At 65.4% G+C, this 18,389-nt stretch carries 16 protein-coding genes; 8 read left to right on the top strand and 8 right to left on the bottom strand.

The window, feature by feature from the left end; genetic code table 11:
- Entirely contained in the window at positions 1–543 is a 543-nt protein-coding gene (gene ilvN / locus DY467_RS05915; protein WP_107343983.1) for an acetolactate synthase small subunit, read from the top strand.
- 3 nt (positions 544–546) lie between these two features.
- On the opposite strand, the gene DY467_RS05910 is transcribed toward ilvN, so the two are convergent.
- Positions 547–945 (bottom strand): host attachment family protein, encoded by a 399-nt coding sequence (locus tag DY467_RS05910; RefSeq protein ID WP_107346539.1) that lies wholly within the window; start codon positions 943–945, stop codon positions 547–549.
- Positions 946–1,156: 211 nt separating this feature from the next.
- On the opposite strand from DY467_RS05910, the gene DY467_RS05905 reads away from it, so the two are divergent.
- The 5 genes from DY467_RS05905 (at position 1,157) to DY467_RS05885 (ending at position 6,519) form a co-directional block, all read left to right on the top strand.
- The gene (locus DY467_RS05905; RefSeq protein ID WP_164634570.1) at positions 1,157–2,032 is read left to right on the top strand and encodes an EamA family transporter; all 876 of its coding nucleotides are present in this window, start codon (positions 1,157–1,159) and stop codon (positions 2,030–2,032) included.
- A 192-nt stretch (positions 2,033–2,224) separates the two neighbouring features.
- The gene (gene ilvC, locus DY467_RS05900) at positions 2,225–3,244 is read left to right on the top strand and encodes a ketol-acid reductoisomerase (protein ID WP_107343984.1); all 1,020 of its coding nucleotides are present in this window, start codon (positions 2,225–2,227) and stop codon (positions 3,242–3,244) included.
- Positions 3,245–3,483: 239 nt separating this feature from the next.
- Complete coding sequence (locus DY467_RS05895; protein ID WP_164634568.1) at positions 3,484–4,212, top strand: FadR/GntR family transcriptional regulator; 729 nt, start codon at positions 3,484–3,486, stop codon at positions 4,210–4,212.
- Positions 4,213–4,310: 98 nt separating this feature from the next.
- Positions 4,311–5,543: an ABC transporter substrate-binding protein gene (locus DY467_RS05890; protein WP_164634566.1), complete on the top strand. Its 1,233-nt coding sequence runs from the start codon at positions 4,311–4,313 to the stop codon at positions 5,541–5,543.
- Positions 5,544–5,667: 124 nt separating this feature from the next.
- Positions 5,668–6,519 (top strand): SDR family oxidoreductase, encoded by an 852-nt coding sequence (locus DY467_RS05885; protein WP_164634565.1) that lies wholly within the window; start codon positions 5,668–5,670, stop codon positions 6,517–6,519.
- Positions 6,520–6,540: 21 nt separating this feature from the next.
- Here DY467_RS05885 and DY467_RS05880 read toward each other — a convergent pair whose 3' ends face one another.
- Together DY467_RS05880 and DY467_RS05875 are read right to left on the bottom strand one after the other, a co-directional pair.
- The gene (locus tag DY467_RS05880) at positions 6,541–8,088 is read right to left on the bottom strand and encodes an ABC transporter permease/substrate-binding protein (protein WP_164634563.1); all 1,548 of its coding nucleotides are present in this window, start codon (positions 8,086–8,088) and stop codon (positions 6,541–6,543) included.
- A complete protein-coding gene (locus DY467_RS05875; protein WP_246701466.1) occupies positions 8,085–8,879 on the bottom strand; it encodes an ATP-binding cassette domain-containing protein in 795 nt (264 codons plus the stop codon). The genes DY467_RS05880 and DY467_RS05875 overlap by 4 nt, the downstream gene beginning before the upstream one ends.
- A 47-nt stretch (positions 8,880–8,926) precedes the next feature.
- Between DY467_RS05875 and DY467_RS05870 the strand changes: the two genes are divergently transcribed.
- A complete protein-coding gene (locus DY467_RS05870) occupies positions 8,927–9,787 on the top strand; it encodes an ABC transporter ATP-binding protein (protein WP_164634561.1) in 861 nt (286 codons plus the stop codon).
- 204 nt (positions 9,788–9,991) lie between these two features.
- Here DY467_RS05870 and DY467_RS05865 read toward each other — a convergent pair whose 3' ends face one another.
- From DY467_RS05865 to DY467_RS05850, 4 genes are all read right to left on the bottom strand, one after another.
- Complete coding sequence (locus DY467_RS05865; protein ID WP_107346262.1) at positions 9,992–11,611, bottom strand: ABC-F family ATP-binding cassette domain-containing protein; 1,620 nt, start codon at positions 11,609–11,611, stop codon at positions 9,992–9,994.
- 249 nt (positions 11,612–11,860) lie between these two features.
- The gene (gene rocF, locus DY467_RS05860) at positions 11,861–12,844 is read right to left on the bottom strand and encodes an arginase (RefSeq protein WP_164634735.1); all 984 of its coding nucleotides are present in this window, start codon (positions 12,842–12,844) and stop codon (positions 11,861–11,863) included.
- A 55-nt stretch (positions 12,845–12,899) separates the two neighbouring features.
- Positions 12,900–13,733, bottom strand: coding sequence for an acyl-CoA thioesterase (locus DY467_RS05855; RefSeq protein WP_164634559.1), 834 nt, complete (start codon positions 13,731–13,733; stop codon positions 12,900–12,902).
- Positions 13,734–14,012: 279 nt separating this feature from the next.
- Positions 14,013–16,559: a glycogen/starch/alpha-glucan phosphorylase gene (locus DY467_RS05850; protein ID WP_164573206.1), complete on the bottom strand. Its 2,547-nt coding sequence runs from the start codon at positions 16,557–16,559 to the stop codon at positions 14,013–14,015.
- Between the two features lie 286 nt (positions 16,560–16,845).
- Between DY467_RS05850 and DY467_RS05845 the strand changes: the two genes are divergently transcribed.
- Positions 16,846–17,277 (top strand): hypothetical protein, encoded by a 432-nt coding sequence (locus DY467_RS05845; RefSeq protein WP_107357183.1) that lies wholly within the window; start codon positions 16,846–16,848, stop codon positions 17,275–17,277.
- A 444-nt stretch (positions 17,278–17,721) separates the two neighbouring features.
- Here DY467_RS05845 and DY467_RS05840 read toward each other — a convergent pair whose 3' ends face one another.
- A complete protein-coding gene (locus tag DY467_RS05840) occupies positions 17,722–18,186 on the bottom strand; it encodes a hypothetical protein (RefSeq protein ID WP_164634557.1) in 465 nt (154 codons plus the stop codon).
- Positions 18,187–18,389 lie beyond the last annotated feature (203 nt).

Below are 18,389 nucleotides of genomic sequence, written 5' to 3'. Positions count from 1 at the left end.
ATGACCCAGCCCGCATCCGCTTACTTCATGGAAGAGCGCCACGATCCGAACGAGACTCACACGCTGTCGGTGATCGTGCAGAACGAGCCCGGCGTTCTGGCCCGAGTGATCGGGTTGTTCTCGGGCCGCGGCTACAACATCGAAAGCCTCACGGTGTCGGAGACCGAGGCGCAGAAGCACCTGTCCCGGATCACCATCGTCACCACCGGCACGCCGATGGTGATCCAGCAGATCAAGAACCAGCTCGACCGCATGGTCCCGGTGTATCGGGTCGTCGACATGACGCTGAGCGGCCGTTCGATCGAGCGCGAGCTTGCGATGGTGAAGCTGCGCGGCGTCGGCGAGCATCGCGTTGAATCGCTGCGGCTCGCCGAGGCCTTCCGCGCCCGGGTGATCGACGCCTCGACCGAGAGCTTCGTGTTCGAGATCACCGGCAACTCGTCGAAGATCAATCAGTTCATCGAGCTGATGCGCCCGCTCGGCCTGGTCGAAGTGGTGCGCACCGGCGTCGCTGCGATCGGCCGCGGCGCGGAGGGGATGTAACCGCTACGCCGCGATCGCTTCGGCGATCTGATCGAGCGGATGGTTGGTGAGATCCTTCGCCAGCGAGCGGATCAGCGAGGCTTCGACGGTCTTGTGCAGGATCGGGCGCATCTGACCGAGCGTCTGCGGGTCGGCGACCAGCACCAGCTGGTCGAACTCGCCGTCGAGCTTCATCTTGTTCAGCGTGTTGGTGAGCTGCTTGGCGAAGGTCGCTTCGTCGGTTTGGCTCTGGCTCTGCTCCTCGGGGCGCGAGCCCGACGGGCCGTCGTCGTCCAAATTGGTCGGCTCGAGCTTGCGCTCCTGGCGCAGCGTCACGTCGGCCGGTTTGCCGGTGTTGCGCAGCAGCAAGGCGCCGCGGCCATCAGCGACGACGACGAGCGTGTTGTGCGGAATCAGCGTCATATCCGGATCGTCCTTTCGATAGCAGCGCCCGGCGTGGGTGTTGGCCGGGCGTCCAATCGCCAACCGGATCTCCCGGTGTTTCGTTCCCGGCTGCGGCATCGTTGCGCGGGATACAGCTCCGCGTGCGGGGCGGGTTACCGGGTGCGAACGGATCAGCTACGACCCAGGGAACGCGGCGCGGTTGGTGCCGGACGAGGGGACGGAAACGACGATGAAGCCCGCCGATACGGCGCTCGCCGTTCTGGTGGCGGTGATCTGGGGCCTCGGCTTCGTGTTCACGCGCTACGCGCTGACCGAAATGTCTCCGTCGCTGCTCAATCTGCTGCGTTTCGCCATCACGGCGCTGCCGTGCCTGCTGCTGCCGCGACCGAAACTGGCGTGGCCGGTGTGGATCGGCATCAGCCTGCTGTTGGTTTGGCAGTATCTCACCCAGACCTATGGCATCGCCCACGGCGTGCCGGCCGGATTGACCGCGGTGATCGTGCAGAGCCAGGCGCTGTTTACGGTGGGGTTCGCGGCGCTGTTGCTGGGCGAGCGGCCGACCGGAGCGCAATTGGCCGGCATTGCGGTGGCCGCCTGCGGTCTGCTGATGATCTGTTTGACGGTGGGCTACGACTTCACCGTGCTGGCGTTCGCCGTGACGATGACCGCCCCGATCAGCTTCGCCTTCACCAATCTGTTGCTGCGCCGCGCCCGCGACGTGCCGATGCTCGATCTGTTTGCCTGGATCAGCCTGGCGTCGCTGCCGCCGCTCGCCTTGGCGGCCTGGGTCAGCGATGGCGGCCCGGCCATCGTCGAGTCGCTGACGCATCTGTCGCCCGGCGTGATGGGCGCGATGCTGGCGCTGTCGGTCGGCTCGACCACCATCGGCTATTGGATCTGGGGGCGGCTGCTGCACGCCTATAGCGCCGCGCAGGTTGTGCCTTTTGCATTGCTGGTGCCGTTCATCGGGGCAGGGGCGTCGAGCCTGGTGTTCGGGGAGACGTTCGGGCCGCTGCGGCTCACGGGGATGCTGATCGTGGTCGCGGGCCTTGCGATCATGCTGCTGTTCGGCCGCGCCAGGCCGCCGCTGCCGGAGGTGGGTTGAACGCCGAAAGTCGTAGGATTGGCGGTTTTCCGCATCGCGGCAGCCATGCTGTCCTAACCGCCACAAATCGCCGCCGCGGGCTTGTGTCCGGGCACCCGGACCCCTAAAAACCAGCGGCAATTCAACGGTCGGCCGGCATGGCCCGATCATACCAGCACGGGCGGGACGGGCCGCCGAGAAAGAGGAACGAGGATGCGAGTTTACTACGATCGCGACGCCGATCTGAACCTGATCAAGGGCAAGAAGGTCGCCGTCATCGGCTATGGCAGCCAGGGCCATGCCCACGCGCTGAACCTGAAGGATTCGGGCGTCAAGGACGTCGCGATCGCGCTGCGCAAGGGCTCGGCGTCGGCCAAGAAGGCCGAGAACGCCGGCTTCAAGGTCATGGACGTCGCCGAGGCCGCCAAGTGGGCCGACGTGATGATGATGCTGACGCCGGACGAATTGCAGGCCGACATCTATCGCGAACATCTGCACGACAACATGAAGCAGGGCGCGGCGCTGCTGTTCGCCCATGGCCTCAACGTCCACTTCAACCTGATCGAGCCGCGCGCCGACCTCGACGTGCTGATGGTCGCGCCGAAGGGCCCGGGCCACACCGTGCGCTCCGAATATCAGCGCGGCGGCGGCGTGCCCTGCCTGATCGCGATCCACAAGGACGCTTCGGGCAACGCCCATGACCTCGGCCTGTCGTACGCGTCGGCGATCGGCGGCGGCCGCGCCGGCATCATCGAAACCACCTTCCGCGAGGAATGCGAGACCGACCTGTTCGGCGAGCAGGTGGTGCTGTGCGGCGGTCTGGTCGAGCTGATCAAGGGCGGCTTCGAGACCCTGGTCGAAGCCGGCTACGCGCCGGAAATGGCCTACTTCGAGTGCCTGCACGAAGTGAAGCTGATCGTCGACCTGATCTATGAAGGCGGCATCGCCAACATGAACTACTCGATCTCCAACACCGCGGAGTATGGCGAGTACGTCACCGGTCCGCGCATCATCACCGCCGAGACCAAGGCGGAGATGAAGCGGGTGCTGGAAGACATTCAGAACGGCATCTTTACCCGCAACTGGATGCTCGAGAACAAGGTCAACCAGACCTCGTTCAAGGCGACCCGCGCCAAGCTGGCGCAGCACCCGATCGAGGAAGTCGGCGCCAAGCTGCGCGACATGATGCCCTGGATCAAGAAGGGCGCGCTGGTCGACAAGTCGAAGAACTAAGCAGCCTCTGCTGCTCATTGCGAGCCAACGGGTCCGGCCTCTGGCCGGCCCGAGGACAGGCTCCGCGAAGCAATCCAGAAGCTCCAGCAAAGACTGGATGCTTCGTCGCTTCGCTCCTCGCAATGACAGATCATCAAACGGGATCGCGGCGACGCGGTCCCGTTTTTCGTTTGGCGCCGGTGCAATCCGCCGCAGCTCCACCTGCTTGATCTGGTCTGACCAGATTGGTAGGGTCACTTATGGCCGCCCCTCTCAACTCCGAGACTTCGCATACGGTCCGCAAGACGTTGGAGTTCGTGCAGCATCATCGGCTGGCGAAGGGCGATCGGCTGCCGTCGGAGCGGGAACTGTCGGAGCGGTTCGGGGTGGCGCGCAGCTCGGTGCGCGAGGCGCTGGCGGTGCTGGACGCGATGCGCATCACCGAACGCCGACCGAAATCGGGCATCTATCTGCGCAACGCCGTCGAGGATGGCGGGCTCGAGGCGCTGGTGCTGCAGGCGGACCTAGGGCTCACCTTCGATCCGCAGGTTACCCGCGACGTCACCGAGGCCCGGATCATCTGCGAGGAGCAGGCGCTGCGGCTGGCCTGCCGGCGGCGGACCGACGCCGATCTCTCCAAGCTCCACCAGACACTGCAAGCCTACGCGGCGACAATCCAGGCCGGCGGCGACATGGCCGAAGCGGATGTCGAATTCCATCTCGCGTTGGTGGCCGCCGGCCAGAACCGCATTCTGGTGCGGACGCTGACGCCGCTGATGCTGATGAGCCGCCGCTGGCGGGAGCGCTACTTCGAGTCCGACGCGATCCGCCGCCGGTCGCTCGAGGATCATCGCGCTTTCGTCGCTGCGATCGAGGCGCGTGACGAAACGGTGGCCGCGACCCTGGTGCGCCGCCACGTCGAAACCGCCGCGGCCGACGTCCGTGCACTGGCGGAGCTGGGCGGCTCTGCCGCGGCGAATACAACCTGAAACACCCGCGTCCCTGACGCGCCACAACAGCCCCGGTCAACGGGAGAGCTTCGCGCGGCGTCTGCCGTATCGAGGAAACGCAAGAAGAAGGATCAAAAATGCGTATGACGACGACTTCCGTGGCTGCCCTGGCGGCCGCGATCGCGATGCTGGCTGCAGGGCCGGCGCTTGCTCAGAAGAAGTACGGCCCCGGTGCCAGCGATACCGAGATCAAGCTCGGCAACACCGTGCCGTATAGCGGTCCGGCTTCGGCTTACGGCATCCTCGGCAAGACCTATGCGGCGTACTTCAAGAAGATCAACGAAGAAGGCGGCATCAACGGCCGCAAGATCAACGTGATTTCCTACGACGATGCGTACTCGCCGCCGAAGACGGTCGAGCAGACCCGCAAGCTGGTCGAGAGCGACGAGGTGATGGCGATCGTTGGTAACGTCGGCACTGCGTCGAACGTCGCGATTCAGAAGTATCTGAACGCCCGCAAGGTGCCGCAGCTATTCCTCGCCACCGGCGCCACGCGCTGGAACGATCCGAAACAGTTTCCGTGGACCATGGGGTGGCTGCCTAGCTACCAGGCAGAAGCCACCGCCTACGCCAAGTATCTGTTGAAGGAGAAGCCGAACGCCAAGATCGGCGTGCTCTATCAGAACGACGATTTCGGCAAGGACTACATTCGTGGCCTGAAGGAAGGACTGGGCGACAAGGCCGCGTCGATGCTCATCGCCGAGGCCAGCTACGAAGTCGCAGAGCCCACCATCGACTCGCAGATTGTCAAGCTGAAGGCGTCCGGCGCCGATACGCTGTTCTCGTTCGCCACCGGCAAGTTTGCCGCGCAGTCGATCAAAAAGGTCGCCGAACTCGGCTGGAAGCCGCTGCACATCGTGCCGAACGCCTCGTCGTCGCTCGGCACCGTGCTGAAGCCGGCCGGCCTCGAGAACGCACAGGATCTGGTGTCTGCCACTTTCGCCAAGGATCCGACCGATCCGCAGTGGAACGACGACCCAGGCATGAAGAAATTCCATGCTTTTGTCGAAAAATACATTCCCGAAGGCAAGGCGATGGAAAGCACCGTGCTGTCCGGCTACAGCATCGCCCAGACCATGGAGCAGGCGCTCAGGATGTGCGGCGACGATCTGTCCCGCGAGAACCTGATGAAGCAGGCGGCCAATATGAAGGGTGTGCAGCTCGACGGCCTGTTGCCGGGCGTCACTGTCAACACCTCGCCGACCGATTTCGCGCCGATCGATCAGTTCCAGATGATGACCTTCAAGGGCGAACGCTGGCAGCGCTTCGGCGATGTCATCAAGGGCGAGGTCGCGGAAGCGGGAAGGTAACGCAGCTTCAGCGCGCCGCGCGCTTAGCCTCGCGGCGCGCTCTACCAACTGTCATAAACGGGATCGCGGTGACGCGGTCCCGTTTTGCTGTGGTAGAATGCCCGGCGTTCGAACGGAGCAAGCCATGAAGTCTATCGTCATCACCGGCGTGTCCACCGGGATCGGTCATGCCATTGCGCGGATGCTGCTGGACAAGGGATTCCGGGTATTCGGCAGCGTGCGGAAGCACAGCGATGCCGAGCGGCTGATTGTCGAGTTGGGGTCCGGCTTCACCCCGCTGGTGTTCGACGTTACGGATGAAGCCGCGGTCCGGGCCGCGGCGGACGAGGTGCGCGCGGCGCTCGACGGCGAGACGCTTGCCGGGCTCGTCAACAATGCCGGCATCGCGGTGGCGGGCCCGGTGCTCGATCTGCCGGCCGATGAATTCCGCCGCCAGTTCGAGGTCAATGTGATCGGGCCGATCCTCGCGACCCAGGCGTTCGGCCCGCTGCTCGGCGCTGACCGGTCGCTGCGCGGCGCGCCTGGCCGGATTGTTATGATGTCGTCGATCGCCGCCAAGTTCGGCAATCCCTTGATGGCTGCATACTCCGCCTCCAAGCACGCGCTGAACGGCCTGTCGGACGGGCTGCGCCGCGAGCTGATGCTGTTCGGTATCGACGTGGTGGTGATCATGCCGGGCGCGGTGAAAACGCCGATCTGGGGCAAGGCCGAGCGGGAGGACGTGTCGCGGTTTGCGAATTCACCGTTCTATCCGGCGCTGCAGAAGCTGCGCGCGCTCTTGCCGGAGATGGACGAAAGCGGTCTGCCGCCGGAGACGATCGCGCAGCGCGTCTATGACGCGCTGACCGCGCCGTCCCCCAAGGCGCACGACGTGATCACTCCGGGTCCGCTGCAGTTCTGGCTGTCGACCAAACTGCCGCCGCGCTGGATCGACAAGATCGCCGCCAAACGGCTGGGACTGAAGCCGAAGACGTAGCGCCGACATTCGGCGAGTTGATCAGCGTGGTTTTACGCGCTCCCACAACGCGCGCGCCGCCGCGTCCGGTGTGCTGCCTGATCCCGCTTGCAGGTTAGCGGCGCGCATCGCTTCGATATCGATACGATCGAGCAGGGGCTGCAGGGCGGTGCGTAGTTTAGTGTCGTTTGCGCGCTTCGGCGCGAGCAACAGCACCGCGTCGTAGGGCGGGATCGCCTGTTTCGGATCGTCGAGCACGACGAGGTCGTATTTCGCGATCAGCCCGTCGGAGGTATAGCCGGCGATGAGATCGACGTCGCCGGAGGCGACGGCGGCGTACATGAAATCCGGCTGCATCTGCCGTTCGGTCTTGAAAGCGAGCCCATAGGCGCTGCGCAGGTTGGCCCATTCCGGCCGCGAGAAGAACTCGTAGTCGCCGGCGATCGTCATCGACGGCGCGCGGGCGGTGAGGTCGTCGATCGAACGGATCTTCATCGCCTCGGCTTTGGCGCGCGGCATCACCAGAGCATACGCATTGGCGAAGCCCAGTTCGCCGAGCAGGGTGACGCCGTCTTTGGCGAGATCCTGTTTCAGCTCGGCAAGCACCTGATCGCGCGCGGCGATGCCGGGATGCTTGAACTGGTTGGCCCACAGCGTGCCGGAGTAATCCACATAGGCGTCGATGTCGCCGCTTCTGAGCGCGTCGTAGATCACGCTGGAGCCAAGGCCGGCGCGCTTCGTCGCGGTCAGGCCGCTGGCCTCGAGGCGCTGCTGCAGCAACGCGGCGAGCACGTATTGCTCGGTGAAGGTCTTGGCGCCGATCACGTAGGAGCTGCGCGCCGCGGTGGCCGGCAGCAACGTCATGATCACGATCGCGGCGATGCCTGCTGACCCCAGTCCGATCCGCCAGCGGCTGCCGCGCCGCAGCCCTGTTTCCACCAGTGCCAGCAACTGATCGACCGTGAGCGCCAGCACGGCGGCGGCGGCGCAGCCGAACAGCACCAGAATCCAATTCTGAGTCTGCAGACCGGCAAAGATGTAGTTGCCGAGACTGGTCTGGCCGATCGGGGTCGACAGCGTCGCCGTGCCGATCACCCACACCGCGGCGGTGCGGATTCCAGCCATGGTCACCGGAAGCGCCAGCGGCAGCTCGACCATGGTCAGCACCTGACGCTCGGTCATGCCGACGCCCTCGGCCGCTTCGACCAACGTCGGATCGACACCATCGAGCCCGGTGATGGTGTTGCGCAGCACCGGCAGCATGGAATACAGCGCCAGCGCCAGCACCGCCGGTAGGAAGCCGAAGGCGGAAAAGCCGACGCCGAACGCGCTCATCGACAACGCCGCGAGTGCCAGCAGCAGCGGATAGAACAGCGCCAGCAGCGCAAGGCCAGGGATGGTCTGCACCACGCCGGCAAACCCGAGCAGGACGCCGCGGAGCACCGGCCGATGCCGGGCGAAGATCGCCAGCGGCAAGCTGATGATCAGCCCGAGCGCGAGGGCCGCGAGGCTGACGCGAACATGCGCGCCGAGATAGACGGGTAGGTTGCTCAGCGCGTCATGCCAGCGCGGATCGGCGAACAGGCTCATGCCGCGCCGTCCCGCGGCAGCAACGCGCCGAGCCGCTGCGCCTGCCGACGTGGCGTCTGCAAGAGTTCGGCGACGTAGGCATCTCGGCTAGCCGCAAGTTCGGTTGCGCTGCCGAGCGCCAGCAGCCGTCCGCGATGCATCACCGCGATCCGGTCTGCGAGTAGCAGCGCCTCGGTAATGTCATGGGTGATCAGCACGGTGGTGAGCTTCAGCCGGTCGTGCAGCGCGCGAAAGTCTTCGCCGAGCGCATCGCGGGTCAGCGGATCGAGCGCGCCGAATGGCTCGTCCATCAGTACGATCTCCGGTCCGGCTGCGAGCGCGCGGGCGACGCCGACGCGCTGGCGCTGGCCGCCGGAGAGTTCGTGCGGGAAGCGGTCCCGATGCTGCGCCGGATCGAGCCGCACCAGCTCCAGCAGCTCATCGATCCGAGCGGCGATCTCGGTCTTCGACCAGTTCAACAGCTTCGGCGTGATCCCGATATTGCGTGCCACGGTGAGGTGGGGGAATAGCCCGCCATTCTGGAACACCATGCCAATGCCGCGGCGGAGCGCGATCGGGTCGGTGGTTTGGATGTCGCGGCCCTCGATCGCAATTGCGCCGGCATCGGCGTCGATCAGCCGATTGGTCAGCCGCAGCAGCGTGGTTTTGCCGGAGCCCGAGCCGCCGACGATGGCGAGCAATTCGCCGCGCTGCACCGCGAGCGAGACGTCGTCGATCGCTTTGATCCGGCCGCCGCCGAAACTCTTGGTGATCCGGTCATAGGCGATCATCGGCGAAGCAGAGCTCGTCATGGTCGCAGCATGGCCGCCGAAGACGGCAGGGCGCAAGCCAGACTTGCATGTCGGCGCGCGGCGTTGAATGGTCGCGGCGAGCAGGCAAGCGGGGAGAGGGCGTGAATCAGACGGACAATGCGGCGGTGGCGCTGCAGGACGCCACAGTGGCGTTCCGCCTCGCCGATGCGCGGACCTATACGGCAGTGGAGCATGCGACGCTGACGGTGGCCGATGGTGAGTTCGTTGCCATCGTCGGGCCGACCGGCTGCGGCAAGTCGACGTTGCTCAACGTGGCGGCCGGGCTGCTGCGTCCCGCCGCCGGCGCGGTGCGGATATTCGGAGCGCCGCTCGACGGCCTCAATCCGCAGGCCGGCTATCTGTTTCAGGCCGATGCGCTGTTTCCATGGAAGACCGCGATCGATAACGTCGCGATCGGGCTGGAGATCGCCGGCACGCCGCGCAGCGAGGCGCTGACCCGCGCGCAGGGCTGGCTGGAGACGGTCGGGCTCGGCGTGTTCGCGCAGCGCTATCCGCATATGCTGTCAGGCGGCCAGCGCAAGCGCGTCGGTCTGGCGCAGGTGCTGATCCGCGATCCCAAGATCCTGCTGATGGACGAGCCGTTCGGCCCGCTCGATGCGCAGACCCGGCAGATCATGGGCAATCTGCTGCTGCAGCTGTGGAGCGCGCACAAGAAGGCGGTGCTGTTCGTCACCCACGATCTGGAAGAGGCGATCGCGCTCGCCGACCGGGTGGTGATCATGTCGGCCGGTCCATCCTCGCGCATCGTCGGCGACTGGCGCATCGAACTGCCGCGCCCGCGCGACATCTTCGAAATCCGCCTGACCCACGAATTTCACGCGCTGCATCGTGAGATCTGGAGCGTGCTGCGCGAGCAGGTGATGAAGGCATATGGGCAGGTGGCGTGATGCATTTGATTTTGGCCGCTGACTTGCCCCGAGCACAGCGCGCTCCCTCTCCCGCTTGCGGGGGAGGGTTGGGGTGAGGGCGCCTCAGGCAGTGAGTCGGTTAATCGCGGAGAGGAGTGCCCTCACCCGGATCGCTACGCGATCCGACCTCTCCCGCAAGCGGGAGAGGTGACAGACGCGCTGCCCTGCCAATAACTAACTAGGCTAATGCAGCCCCGGCGCTTCGTGCCCGGTGCGGGCGACGTATTCGGTGTAGCCGCCGCCGTATTTGTGGACGCCTTCGGGGGTCAGCTCCAGCACGCGGTTCGACAGCGCGGCCAGGAAGTGGCGGTCGTGCGAGACGAACAGCATGGTGCCTTCGAAGTCGGCGAGCGCCTTGATCAGCATTTCCTTGGTGGCGATGTCGAGGTGGTTGGTCGGCTCGTCCAGCACCAGGAAGTTCGGCGGATCGTACAGCATCTTGGCCATCACCAGCCGCGCCTTCTCGCCGCCGGACAACACGCGGCAGCGCTTCTCGACGTCGTCGCCGGAGAAGCCGAAGCAGCCGGCGAGCGCGCGCAATGAGCCCTGGCCGGCCTGCGGAAACCACTCTTCCAGCGACTGGAACACGGTGAGTTCGCCGTCGATCAGATCCATCGCGTGCTGGGCGAAGTAACCCATCTTGACGCTGCCGCCGATGGTGACGCTGCCGTCGTCCGGCGCGGTGGTGCCGGCGACCAGCTTGAGCAGCGTCGACTTGCCGGCGCCGTTGATGCCCATCACGCACCAGCGCTCGCGGCGGCGGATCGCAAAGTCGAGATCGTCATAGATGACGTGACTGCCGTAAGCCTTGCGGACGTGGCTGAGGCTGGCGACGTCTTCACCCGAGCGCGGCGCCGGCGGGAAGTCGAACGCGATGATCTGGCGGCGGCGCGGCGGCTCGACCTTCTCGATTTTCTCCAGCTTCTTGACCCGGCTCTGCACCTGGGCGGCGTGCGAGGCGCGCGCCTTGAAGCGCTCGATGAATGCCACTTCCTTGGCGAGCATCGCCTGCTGGCGCTCGAACTGCGCCTGCTGCTGCTTGTCGGCGAGCGCGCGCTGGCCCTCGTAGAATTCGTAGTCGCCGGTGTAGCTGGTCAGCGTGCCGGCATCGATCTCGACGATCTTGTTGACGATGCGGTTCATGAAGGCGCGGTCGTGCGAGGTCATCAACAGCGCGCCCTCGAAGCCCTTGAGGAACTGCTCCAGCCAGATCAGGCTTTCGATGTCGAGATGGTTCGACGGTTCGTCGAGCAGCATCACGTCGGGGCGCATCAACAGGATGCGGGCGAGCGCCACGCGCATCTTCCAGCCGCCCGACAGATTGCCGACGTCGCCGTCCATCATCTCCTGCGAGAAGGAGAGACCTGCCAGCACCTCGCGGGCGCGGCCTTCGAGCGCATAGCCGTCGAGCTCCTCGAAACGATGCTGCACCTCGCCGTAGCGTTCGAGGATCTGCTCCATCTCGTCGGCGCGGTCGGGATCCGCGAGCGCATGTTCGAGCTCCTTCAGCTCGGCCGCGACCTCGCTGACCGGGCCGGCGCCCTCCATGGTCTCGGCGACCGCGCTGCGGCCGCTCATCTCGCCGACGTCCTGGCTGAAATAGCCGATGGTCAGGCCGCGATCGACCGACACCTGGCCCTCGTCCGGCTGTTCCTGGCCGGTGATCATCCGGAACAGCGTGGTCTTGCCGGAGCCGTTCGGCCCGACCAGCCCGATCTTCTCGCCCCGCAGCAGCGTCGCGGAGGCTTCGATGTAGAGGATCTGGTGGCCGTTCTGCTTGGAGATGTTGTCGAGACGGATCATGGGCTCACGCGGGGGGAGAAATGCTGCGGCGCGTTTAGCCGATATGGCCGAGCGATGCCAGTTCGACGGCCCAACGCGGCGTCATTCCGGGGCGCGAGCGCAGCTCGCGAGCCCGGAATCCCGAAGAGTTCTGCGATTCTGTCGTTCCAAAACTGCAAGATTCCGGGTTCGCTTGCTAGCGCAAGCGCCCCGGAATGACGAACGCGGGGAGGGCTCTCACCCCGGAATGACTCCCGCGCGGGAGGGCACTCACCCCTCCGGCAGCACCGCGTTGGTCGGGGTCACCCGGTCGGTGATCTGCATGCCGAACAGGCTGCCGATGAGTTCGACCGCGACGCGGGCGGTGCGGCCGCGTTCGTCGAGGAACGGGTTGAGCTCGACGATGTCGACCGAGCGGACCACCCCTGAGTCGTGCAGCAGCTCCATCACCAGATGCGCCTCGCGATAGGTGGCCCCGCCCGGCACGGTGGTGCCGACGCCTGGCGCGACCGAGGGATCGAGCACGTCGACGTCGAACGACAGATGCAGCACGCCGCCGGCGGCACGGACGCGGTCGATGACGCGGCGGATCAGCACGCCGACGCCGAATTCGTCGATCGCCCGCATGTCGACCACCGGGATAGCGCGGGCGCGCACCAGCTCCTTCTCCAACGGATCGATCGAGCGGATGCCGAACAGGTCGAGCCGGCTCGGCGGAACAGACACCCGCGGCTCGTCGCCGAGCAGATGGTCGAGCCCCGGCTCGCCGCACAGGAACGCCGCCGACATGCCGTGCATGTTGGCGGTCAGCGTCGTCGCCGGCGTGTTGTAGTCGGCATGGGCGTCGAACCACAGCACGAACAGCGGCTTGTTCTGCTCTTGCCAATAGCGCGCCACGCCGTTGACCGAGCCCATCGACAGGCTGTGGTCGCCGCCCATGAACAGCGGCACCGCGCCCGATCTCGCCAGCTCATAGGCGCGCGCCGAGATCGCCCCGACCCAGCTCTTCACCTCGGTGTAGTAATTGGCGTTGGCGGGCACCGGATCGTTGCCACCACCGGCTGCGGGGCGCGTCATGTCGCCGTGATCTTCGACCGCAAAGCCGAGCTGATCGAGTACGCGGCCGATGCCGGCGGTGCGGAGCGCGGCCGGTCCCATCAGCGTGCCGCGCAAGCCGGCGCCGATCTCGATCGGCACGCCGAGCAGCGCGACGCGCCGCGCGAGCTCGCTGTGAGCGACTTCGGTCTGCGACATCGCCATGACGCCCCTTCAAATGCGCGCGCGACGCGCGCCGGAGCGCTGCGCCAACTCAGGCTTTGAAATAGGTGATCTGATGCGTGGTCGCCAGCAGCCGCCCGCTCGGCGACCACAATTCGCCGGTCTGGTCGGAGAAGCTTTTGTGAAACACGTTGGCGTCGGCGACGCCGAGCACCGCGGTGATCGGCTCGGCGGCGAGATCGGCGGCGTCGACATGGAAATACGTCGTCATCGACACCGTACCGATCGGCAACAATTCGCCGCGGACGTGGAAGATCCGCGCGAAGAACGCATCGGCGATCGCCGACAGCGACAACAGATCGAGCGTGCGCGGCACGGCATGGCCGATCCATGCCTTGGTGTGCGGGCTCGCCGGCTCCGGCAGCGGGCCGTCGCCGAAGTTCGGCTCGTTCTCGACGAAGCGAAATTCGAACTGACGGATCCACGACGCCGCCGCGCCGCCGCGCTCATACACCGGAGCCTCGTCATAGGCGGCGGTCTTCGGCATTTCGGCCGGGCGGTGCGTCCAGGTCTCCCGGCGCTGCGCGAACACCGCGGTGGCGAAAACTTCGACGCCGGCGTCGCCTTGGCTGAGTTCGATGCCCCAATGCTGGGTCGAGCGCGTCGCCTTGATCAGCCTCGGCGTCAGCTCGAAGCTGCCGGCGCTGATCGGCGCGCAGAAGTTCACCGTGAAAGCCAGCGGATCGCCGGCGCGCTCCGGCTGCTGCATCAGGGCGCGCAGCAGCGTCGCCGCGGTCGCGCCGCCGAATTGGCCGACGAAGGCGTGGTAATCGTCGCTGGTCGCGCCCTGCCAGCGCCCGCTTTCGAAATCCACGCGCGTCGCGGCATCGAACGGATGCGGCGTGTGCTCGACCTTGGCGTCCATGGTGCGCTTCCCGTGTTGTTGCTCTTGTTGTGGCACCAGCTTGCACCGCGGCGGAGCCGGGCGCAATGGCTGTCGGTCATCATGTGATGAGGGCAGGGTTGCGGCGGCGGGCGTGCCACACGCACGTCATTCCGGGGCGCGCGTGAAACGCGCGAACCCGGAATCTCGGAGGTGTTGGAAAACAGTGCCCTGAATCTCGGGATTCCGGGTTCGCGAGCTGCGCTCGCGCCCCGGAATGACGGGCTTGGGTCGGAGTGCGCGCGCTCCGCAGTACGTCGGCTATCCAGCCTGCCGCGCCGGGGAGGGCTGGGTGGCGGGCTTCGTCGGTACGTTCCAGATCTCTTCGGCGTATTCGCGGATGGTGCGGTCGGACGAGAACCACGCCATCCGGGCGACGTTGAGGATGCCGGCGCGGGTCCAGGCCGAGCCGGCGCGCCAGCGTGCGTCGATGCCGCGCTGGGCCTCGTAGTAGCTGTCGAAGTCGGCGCTGACCATGTAGTGGTCGAGGTGGCGCAGCGCGTGCGCCACCGAGGCGAACCGGGCGCGGTCGTCGGGCGAGAACACGCCGGAGTCGATCGCGCGGATCGCGTTGGCGAGCTGCGGCGAGCGGTTGATGACGTCGGTGGCGTCGAGCCCCTGAGCGCGGCGCGCCACCACTTCGAGCGCTTCCATGCCGAAGATCGCGATGTTTTCCGGGCCGACCAGATCGCGGATTTCGATATTGGCGCCGTCGAGCGTGCCGATCGTCAGCGCGCCGTTCAGCGCCAGCTTCATGTTGCCGGTGCCGGAGGCTTCCATGCCGGCGGTCGAGATCTGCTCCGACAGGTCGGCGGCCGGAATGATCACTTCGGCGAGGCTGACATTGTAGTCGGCGAGGAACACCACCTTCAGCTTGCCGCCGATCGAAGCGTCGTTGTTCACCACTTCGGCGACGTCGTTGATCAGCTTGATGATCAGCTTGGCGTAGCGATAGCTCGCCGCGGCCTTGCCGGCGAAGATTTTGACGCGCGGCACCCAGTCGCGGTTCGGCTCGTCCTTGATCGCCTGATACAGCGCGATGGTCTCGAGCACGTTGAGCAGCTGCCGCTTGTATTCGTGGATGCGCTTGATCTGGACGTCGAACAGCGCACTCGGATCGATCCGGATGTTGTTGCGTTCGCCGATCAGCCGCGCCAGCGCCACCTTGTTGCGATGCTTGACGGAGCGGAACTGCTGCTGGAACGCGCTGTCGCCGGCGAAGGCTTCGAGCCGCTCCAGCCGGGTCGGATCGTCCAGCACCTCGTCGCCGGCCACCGAGCGAACCAGATCGGTCAGGCCCGGATTGGCCAGCGTCAGCCAGCGCCGGAAGGTGATGCCGTTGGTCTTGTTGGTGATGCGGCCGGGGTAGAGGAAGTTGAGATCGTGAAACACGGTCTCTTTCATCAGGTCGGAATGCATCGCCGAGACGCCGTTGACCCGATGCGAGCCGATGAAGGCGAGGTGGCCCATCCGCACCCGGCGGCCGGCCTTCTCGTCGATCAGCGACACCGAGGCGCGGAATTCGATATCGCCCGGGCTGCGCGCCTCGGCGAGGCCGAGATGCGCCTCGTTGATCCGGTAGATGATTTCGAGGTGGCGCGGCAGCGTGCGCTGAAACAGGTCGAGCGGCCAGGTCTCCAGCGCTTCGGGCAGCAGGGTGTGGTTGGTGTAGCTCAGCGTCGCGACCGTGATGTTCCAGGCGTCGTCCCAGCGCAGCGCGTGGACGTCGACCAGAAGCCGCATCAGCTCGGCGACCGCCAGCGACGGATGGGTGTCGTTGAGCTGGATCGCGGCCTTCTTGGCGAGGTTGCGGATCTGGCCGTCGGAATCCAGGTGCCGCTTGATCAGGTCCTGCAGCGAGGCGGAGACGAAGAAATACTCCTGTCGCAGCCGCAGCTCGCGGCCCGCCGGGCTCTCGTCGTTCGGATACAGGAATTTGCAGATCGCCTCGGCGCGCGCCTCGTGCGCGGTGGCGCCGAGATAGTCGCCGGTGTTGAACACGTCGATCAGCAGCGGGTCGGGCGCGCGCGCCGACCACAGCCGCAGCGCGTTGACGTGCTCGCCGCGCCAGCCGACGATCGGGGTGTCATAGGCGATCGCCTGCACCGTCTCGCCCGGCGTCCACACCGCGCGGGTGTAGCCCTTGGCGTCGGTGACCTGGTCGACATGGCCGCCGAACTTGACCTGATAGACCACCTCGGGCCGCTGCAATTCCCACGGGTTGCCGAAGCTCAGCCACTCGTCGGGGAATTCCTGCTGCCAGCCGTGATTGATGATCTGGCGGAACAGGCCGTAGTCGTAGCGGATGCCGTAGCCGTAGGCCGGGATCTCCAGCGTCGCCATGCTTTCCATGAAGCAGGCGGCGAGCCGGCCGAGGCCGCCATTGCCGAGCGCGGCGTCGGGCTCGCATTTGCGCAGGTCGTTGAGGCCGACGCCGAGATCGCCGAGCGCGGCGTCGAACTGCGCCAGCAGGCCCATATTGTTCAGCGAGTCGGTGAACAGCCGGCCGATCAGGAATTCGAGCGACAGGTAATACACCCGCTTGCGGCCGGCGTCGTAGCTCTCCTTCTCGGACACCAGCCAGCGGTGCACGATCCGGTCACGCAGCGCCAAGGCGGAGGCCTTGTACCAGTCGTGCTTGGTGGCGTGCGCGGCTTCCTTGCCGATCGCCAGGGTCAGCTTGGCGAGGATCGCGCTCTTGATCTCCGCGAGCGCCAGCTCATCCAGAGGCGCCGACTGGGAGGAATTTTTTTCTGGTAACGACTGCACGGGCAAGTGACCATTCCAAGCGGATGAGACCACGACCATACAAACAATAGTCCCGGATCGAAACCCATGACGAGGGCATCGTTGCGGCGGGATGCCCGGCTTTTGTGCAAAATCCCGCGACTCGGGCTGCCTGCTCTGCAGGCGTGGTGCAGGTTTCAAGGCGGGAACACGCCTGATGAGCCGGAGGGCGGGGGCCAAGGTTGCGGCCCAACGCGCCAAGCGATAAGAACAAATTTAGAACATTCTGCAAGGTCTTGAGTTATCATCGCGATTCGGCGCGGTGCGTCGTCTATATCTATGGTCTCAGCAAGCTTCCGAGGACGAGATGTCCACCATCGCCTTCGATCAGACGGCGCTCACCCGGATCGCCGACTTCGCCCGGTCCCTGTCGCGGCTGCATCAGCTCGCCCGCCGGCAATGGGTCGATGACGATCAGCTCGACCGCGAGTTCAACGCGGTGTGCGTGTCGATCTGGGGTTATTGCCCGGACGATCTGGTCGACGAGATGTTCGATCCTGCTGATCTGAGCTGGCTCGACACCCTCGATGAGGGCACCGCGCGGATCTTCGCGGCCGAGCACGGCTACGATCTGGTCGACGACACCGGCATGCTCAGCGACTGGTGGGGCTATTGCTGGATGATCCTCGCCGAAGCCCGCGGCCTGCTGACTGCCGAAAACCGCGCCGCCGCCCGCGCCCACCTCGAAGAATCCTACCGCGCCGCCCCGAATGTGATCGGCGTGATCGTCGGCAGGTAGGGGATAGGCTTTTCGGAGCAGCAGGGCCGCTCGATCAACAGACGTTATTCGGGCGTCGGGACCGGGGAGGCGCCAAAGCCGCAGCCGCCATCATGATATTGTTCGTCATTGCCGGCTAGGCGGTTGTTCTCGCGCCACGAGATTTTATGCGCATCATCGCGGCAACGAAAGCTGCGTTGGAAAAAGGTGAGGTTTCGTTCGTTGAAGGTCATCGCCAGCTAGGTATTGCTGCGCCTCGCTAGCTGTGATTCTATAAGCGTATCAAGGCCGCGCTGCCGAGGATTGGACCTCTCGACAGCGCGGGGATTCTGGTAGTCGTCCCTGCCCTTGTGGAAGGGGCGGGACGTAGGGCCCTTATGGAAGGGGCCCAGGTGGAGGTAGCGGGACTTGCACCCGCCGGGGACGTGGCTCGACAACCTTGCCCCTGCACTGTGCACCCCCAGTTCACTTAGAGGCCGTAGGCTCATCCGCCCAAGGGAAGCCTGCGGCCTCTGATTGTTTAAGCATGTAAAGCGAACCCTGCTTCGCAAGACGGTTTGCCTTCCACATACGCCAAGCCGTCGGGCCTACGTCTTCTGACTTGACGGTCGGCCACCACCGTTTCGAGATTAGCATCTGCATCTCGCGAGGCTCTAGGCCGGTCTTACCTTGTGCCTTAGCCTCCTTCAGAAGAGCCAAGATCATGTTTGGCGTGGTCGGGGTGCCCTCAGGTTTGCCTGAGGCCAACTCTGAGGCCGGACGAGCCGGAGGCTCGTTTGGAACGGCCCCGAAGCGCATCAGAACTTTTTCCGCCGACTCTAGCTCCGCATCTTCAATTGCGAGCTTTTCTAGCCGGGCGCGCAAATCCTGCGCCTCCTCGGCGATCTCCCTGCGGCGTGCGCGCAACATGGTGAATGAATCGGTGATCATAGAGATAACCTTAAGCGAGAGTCATCCTTCCCGTCAAGATGGTCCATGATTTTTATCATGGGTGGCGTTCACCGTTCATCCCGCGTATCAAATTGTTACGTAGAATTTCGATGAGCACGCGCCTGGCGATCAACCAATGCGACGCAGTTGTGCCGGTTATAACAACTTGGCTGTCATAAGTGCATGGCGAGTTTGTTGCGTAA

This window comes from Rhodopseudomonas sp. BR0G17, assembly GCF_010907025.1.
GTDB lineage: Bacteria > Pseudomonadota > Alphaproteobacteria > Rhizobiales > Xanthobacteraceae > Rhodopseudomonas > Rhodopseudomonas palustris_H.
Note: the sequence above shows the minus strand (reverse complement) of the source record. Positions and strands in the feature narration are given on the sequence as shown.

Coding starts and splice junctions, on each gene's coding strand:
- DY467_RS05845 (WP_107357183.1), top strand. CDS start 16,846: ATGTCCACCATCGCCTTCGATCAGACGGCGCTCACCCGGATCGCCGAC.
- DY467_RS05865 (WP_107346262.1), bottom strand. CDS start 11,611: ATGATCCGTCTCGACAACATCTCCAAGCAGAACGGCCACCAGATCCTC.
- DY467_RS05890 (WP_164634566.1), top strand. CDS start 4,311: ATGCGTATGACGACGACTTCCGTGGCTGCCCTGGCGGCCGCGATCGCG.
- DY467_RS05850 (WP_164573206.1), bottom strand. CDS start 16,559: ATGGTCGTGGTCTCATCCGCTTGGAATGGTCACTTGCCCGTGCAGTCG.
- DY467_RS05840 (WP_164634557.1), bottom strand. CDS start 18,186: ATGATCACCGATTCATTCACCATGTTGCGCGCACGCCGCAGGGAGATC.
- ilvC (WP_107343984.1), top strand. CDS start 2,225: ATGCGAGTTTACTACGATCGCGACGCCGATCTGAACCTGATCAAGGGC.
- DY467_RS05905 (WP_164634570.1), top strand. CDS start 1,157: ATGAAGCCCGCCGATACGGCGCTCGCCGTTCTGGTGGCGGTGATCTGG.
- rocF (WP_164634735.1), bottom strand. CDS start 12,844: ATGTCGCAGACCGAAGTCGCTCACAGCGAGCTCGCGCGGCGCGTCGCG.
- ilvN (WP_107343983.1), top strand. CDS start 1: ATGACCCAGCCCGCATCCGCTTACTTCATGGAAGAGCGCCACGATCCG.
- DY467_RS05895 (WP_164634568.1), top strand. CDS start 3,484: ATGGCCGCCCCTCTCAACTCCGAGACTTCGCATACGGTCCGCAAGACG.
- DY467_RS05870 (WP_164634561.1), top strand. CDS start 8,927: ATGTCGGCGCGCGGCGTTGAATGGTCGCGGCGAGCAGGCAAGCGGGGA.
- DY467_RS05910 (WP_107346539.1), bottom strand. CDS start 945: ATGACGCTGATTCCGCACAACACGCTCGTCGTCGTCGCTGATGGCCGC.
- DY467_RS05885 (WP_164634565.1), top strand. CDS start 5,668: ATGAAGTCTATCGTCATCACCGGCGTGTCCACCGGGATCGGTCATGCC.
- DY467_RS05875 (WP_246701466.1), bottom strand. CDS start 8,879: ATGACGAGCTCTGCTTCGCCGATGATCGCCTATGACCGGATCACCAAG.
- DY467_RS05855 (WP_164634559.1), bottom strand. CDS start 13,733: ATGGACGCCAAGGTCGAGCACACGCCGCATCCGTTCGATGCCGCGACG.
- DY467_RS05880 (WP_164634563.1), bottom strand. CDS start 8,088: ATGAGCCTGTTCGCCGATCCGCGCTGGCATGACGCGCTGAGCAACCTA.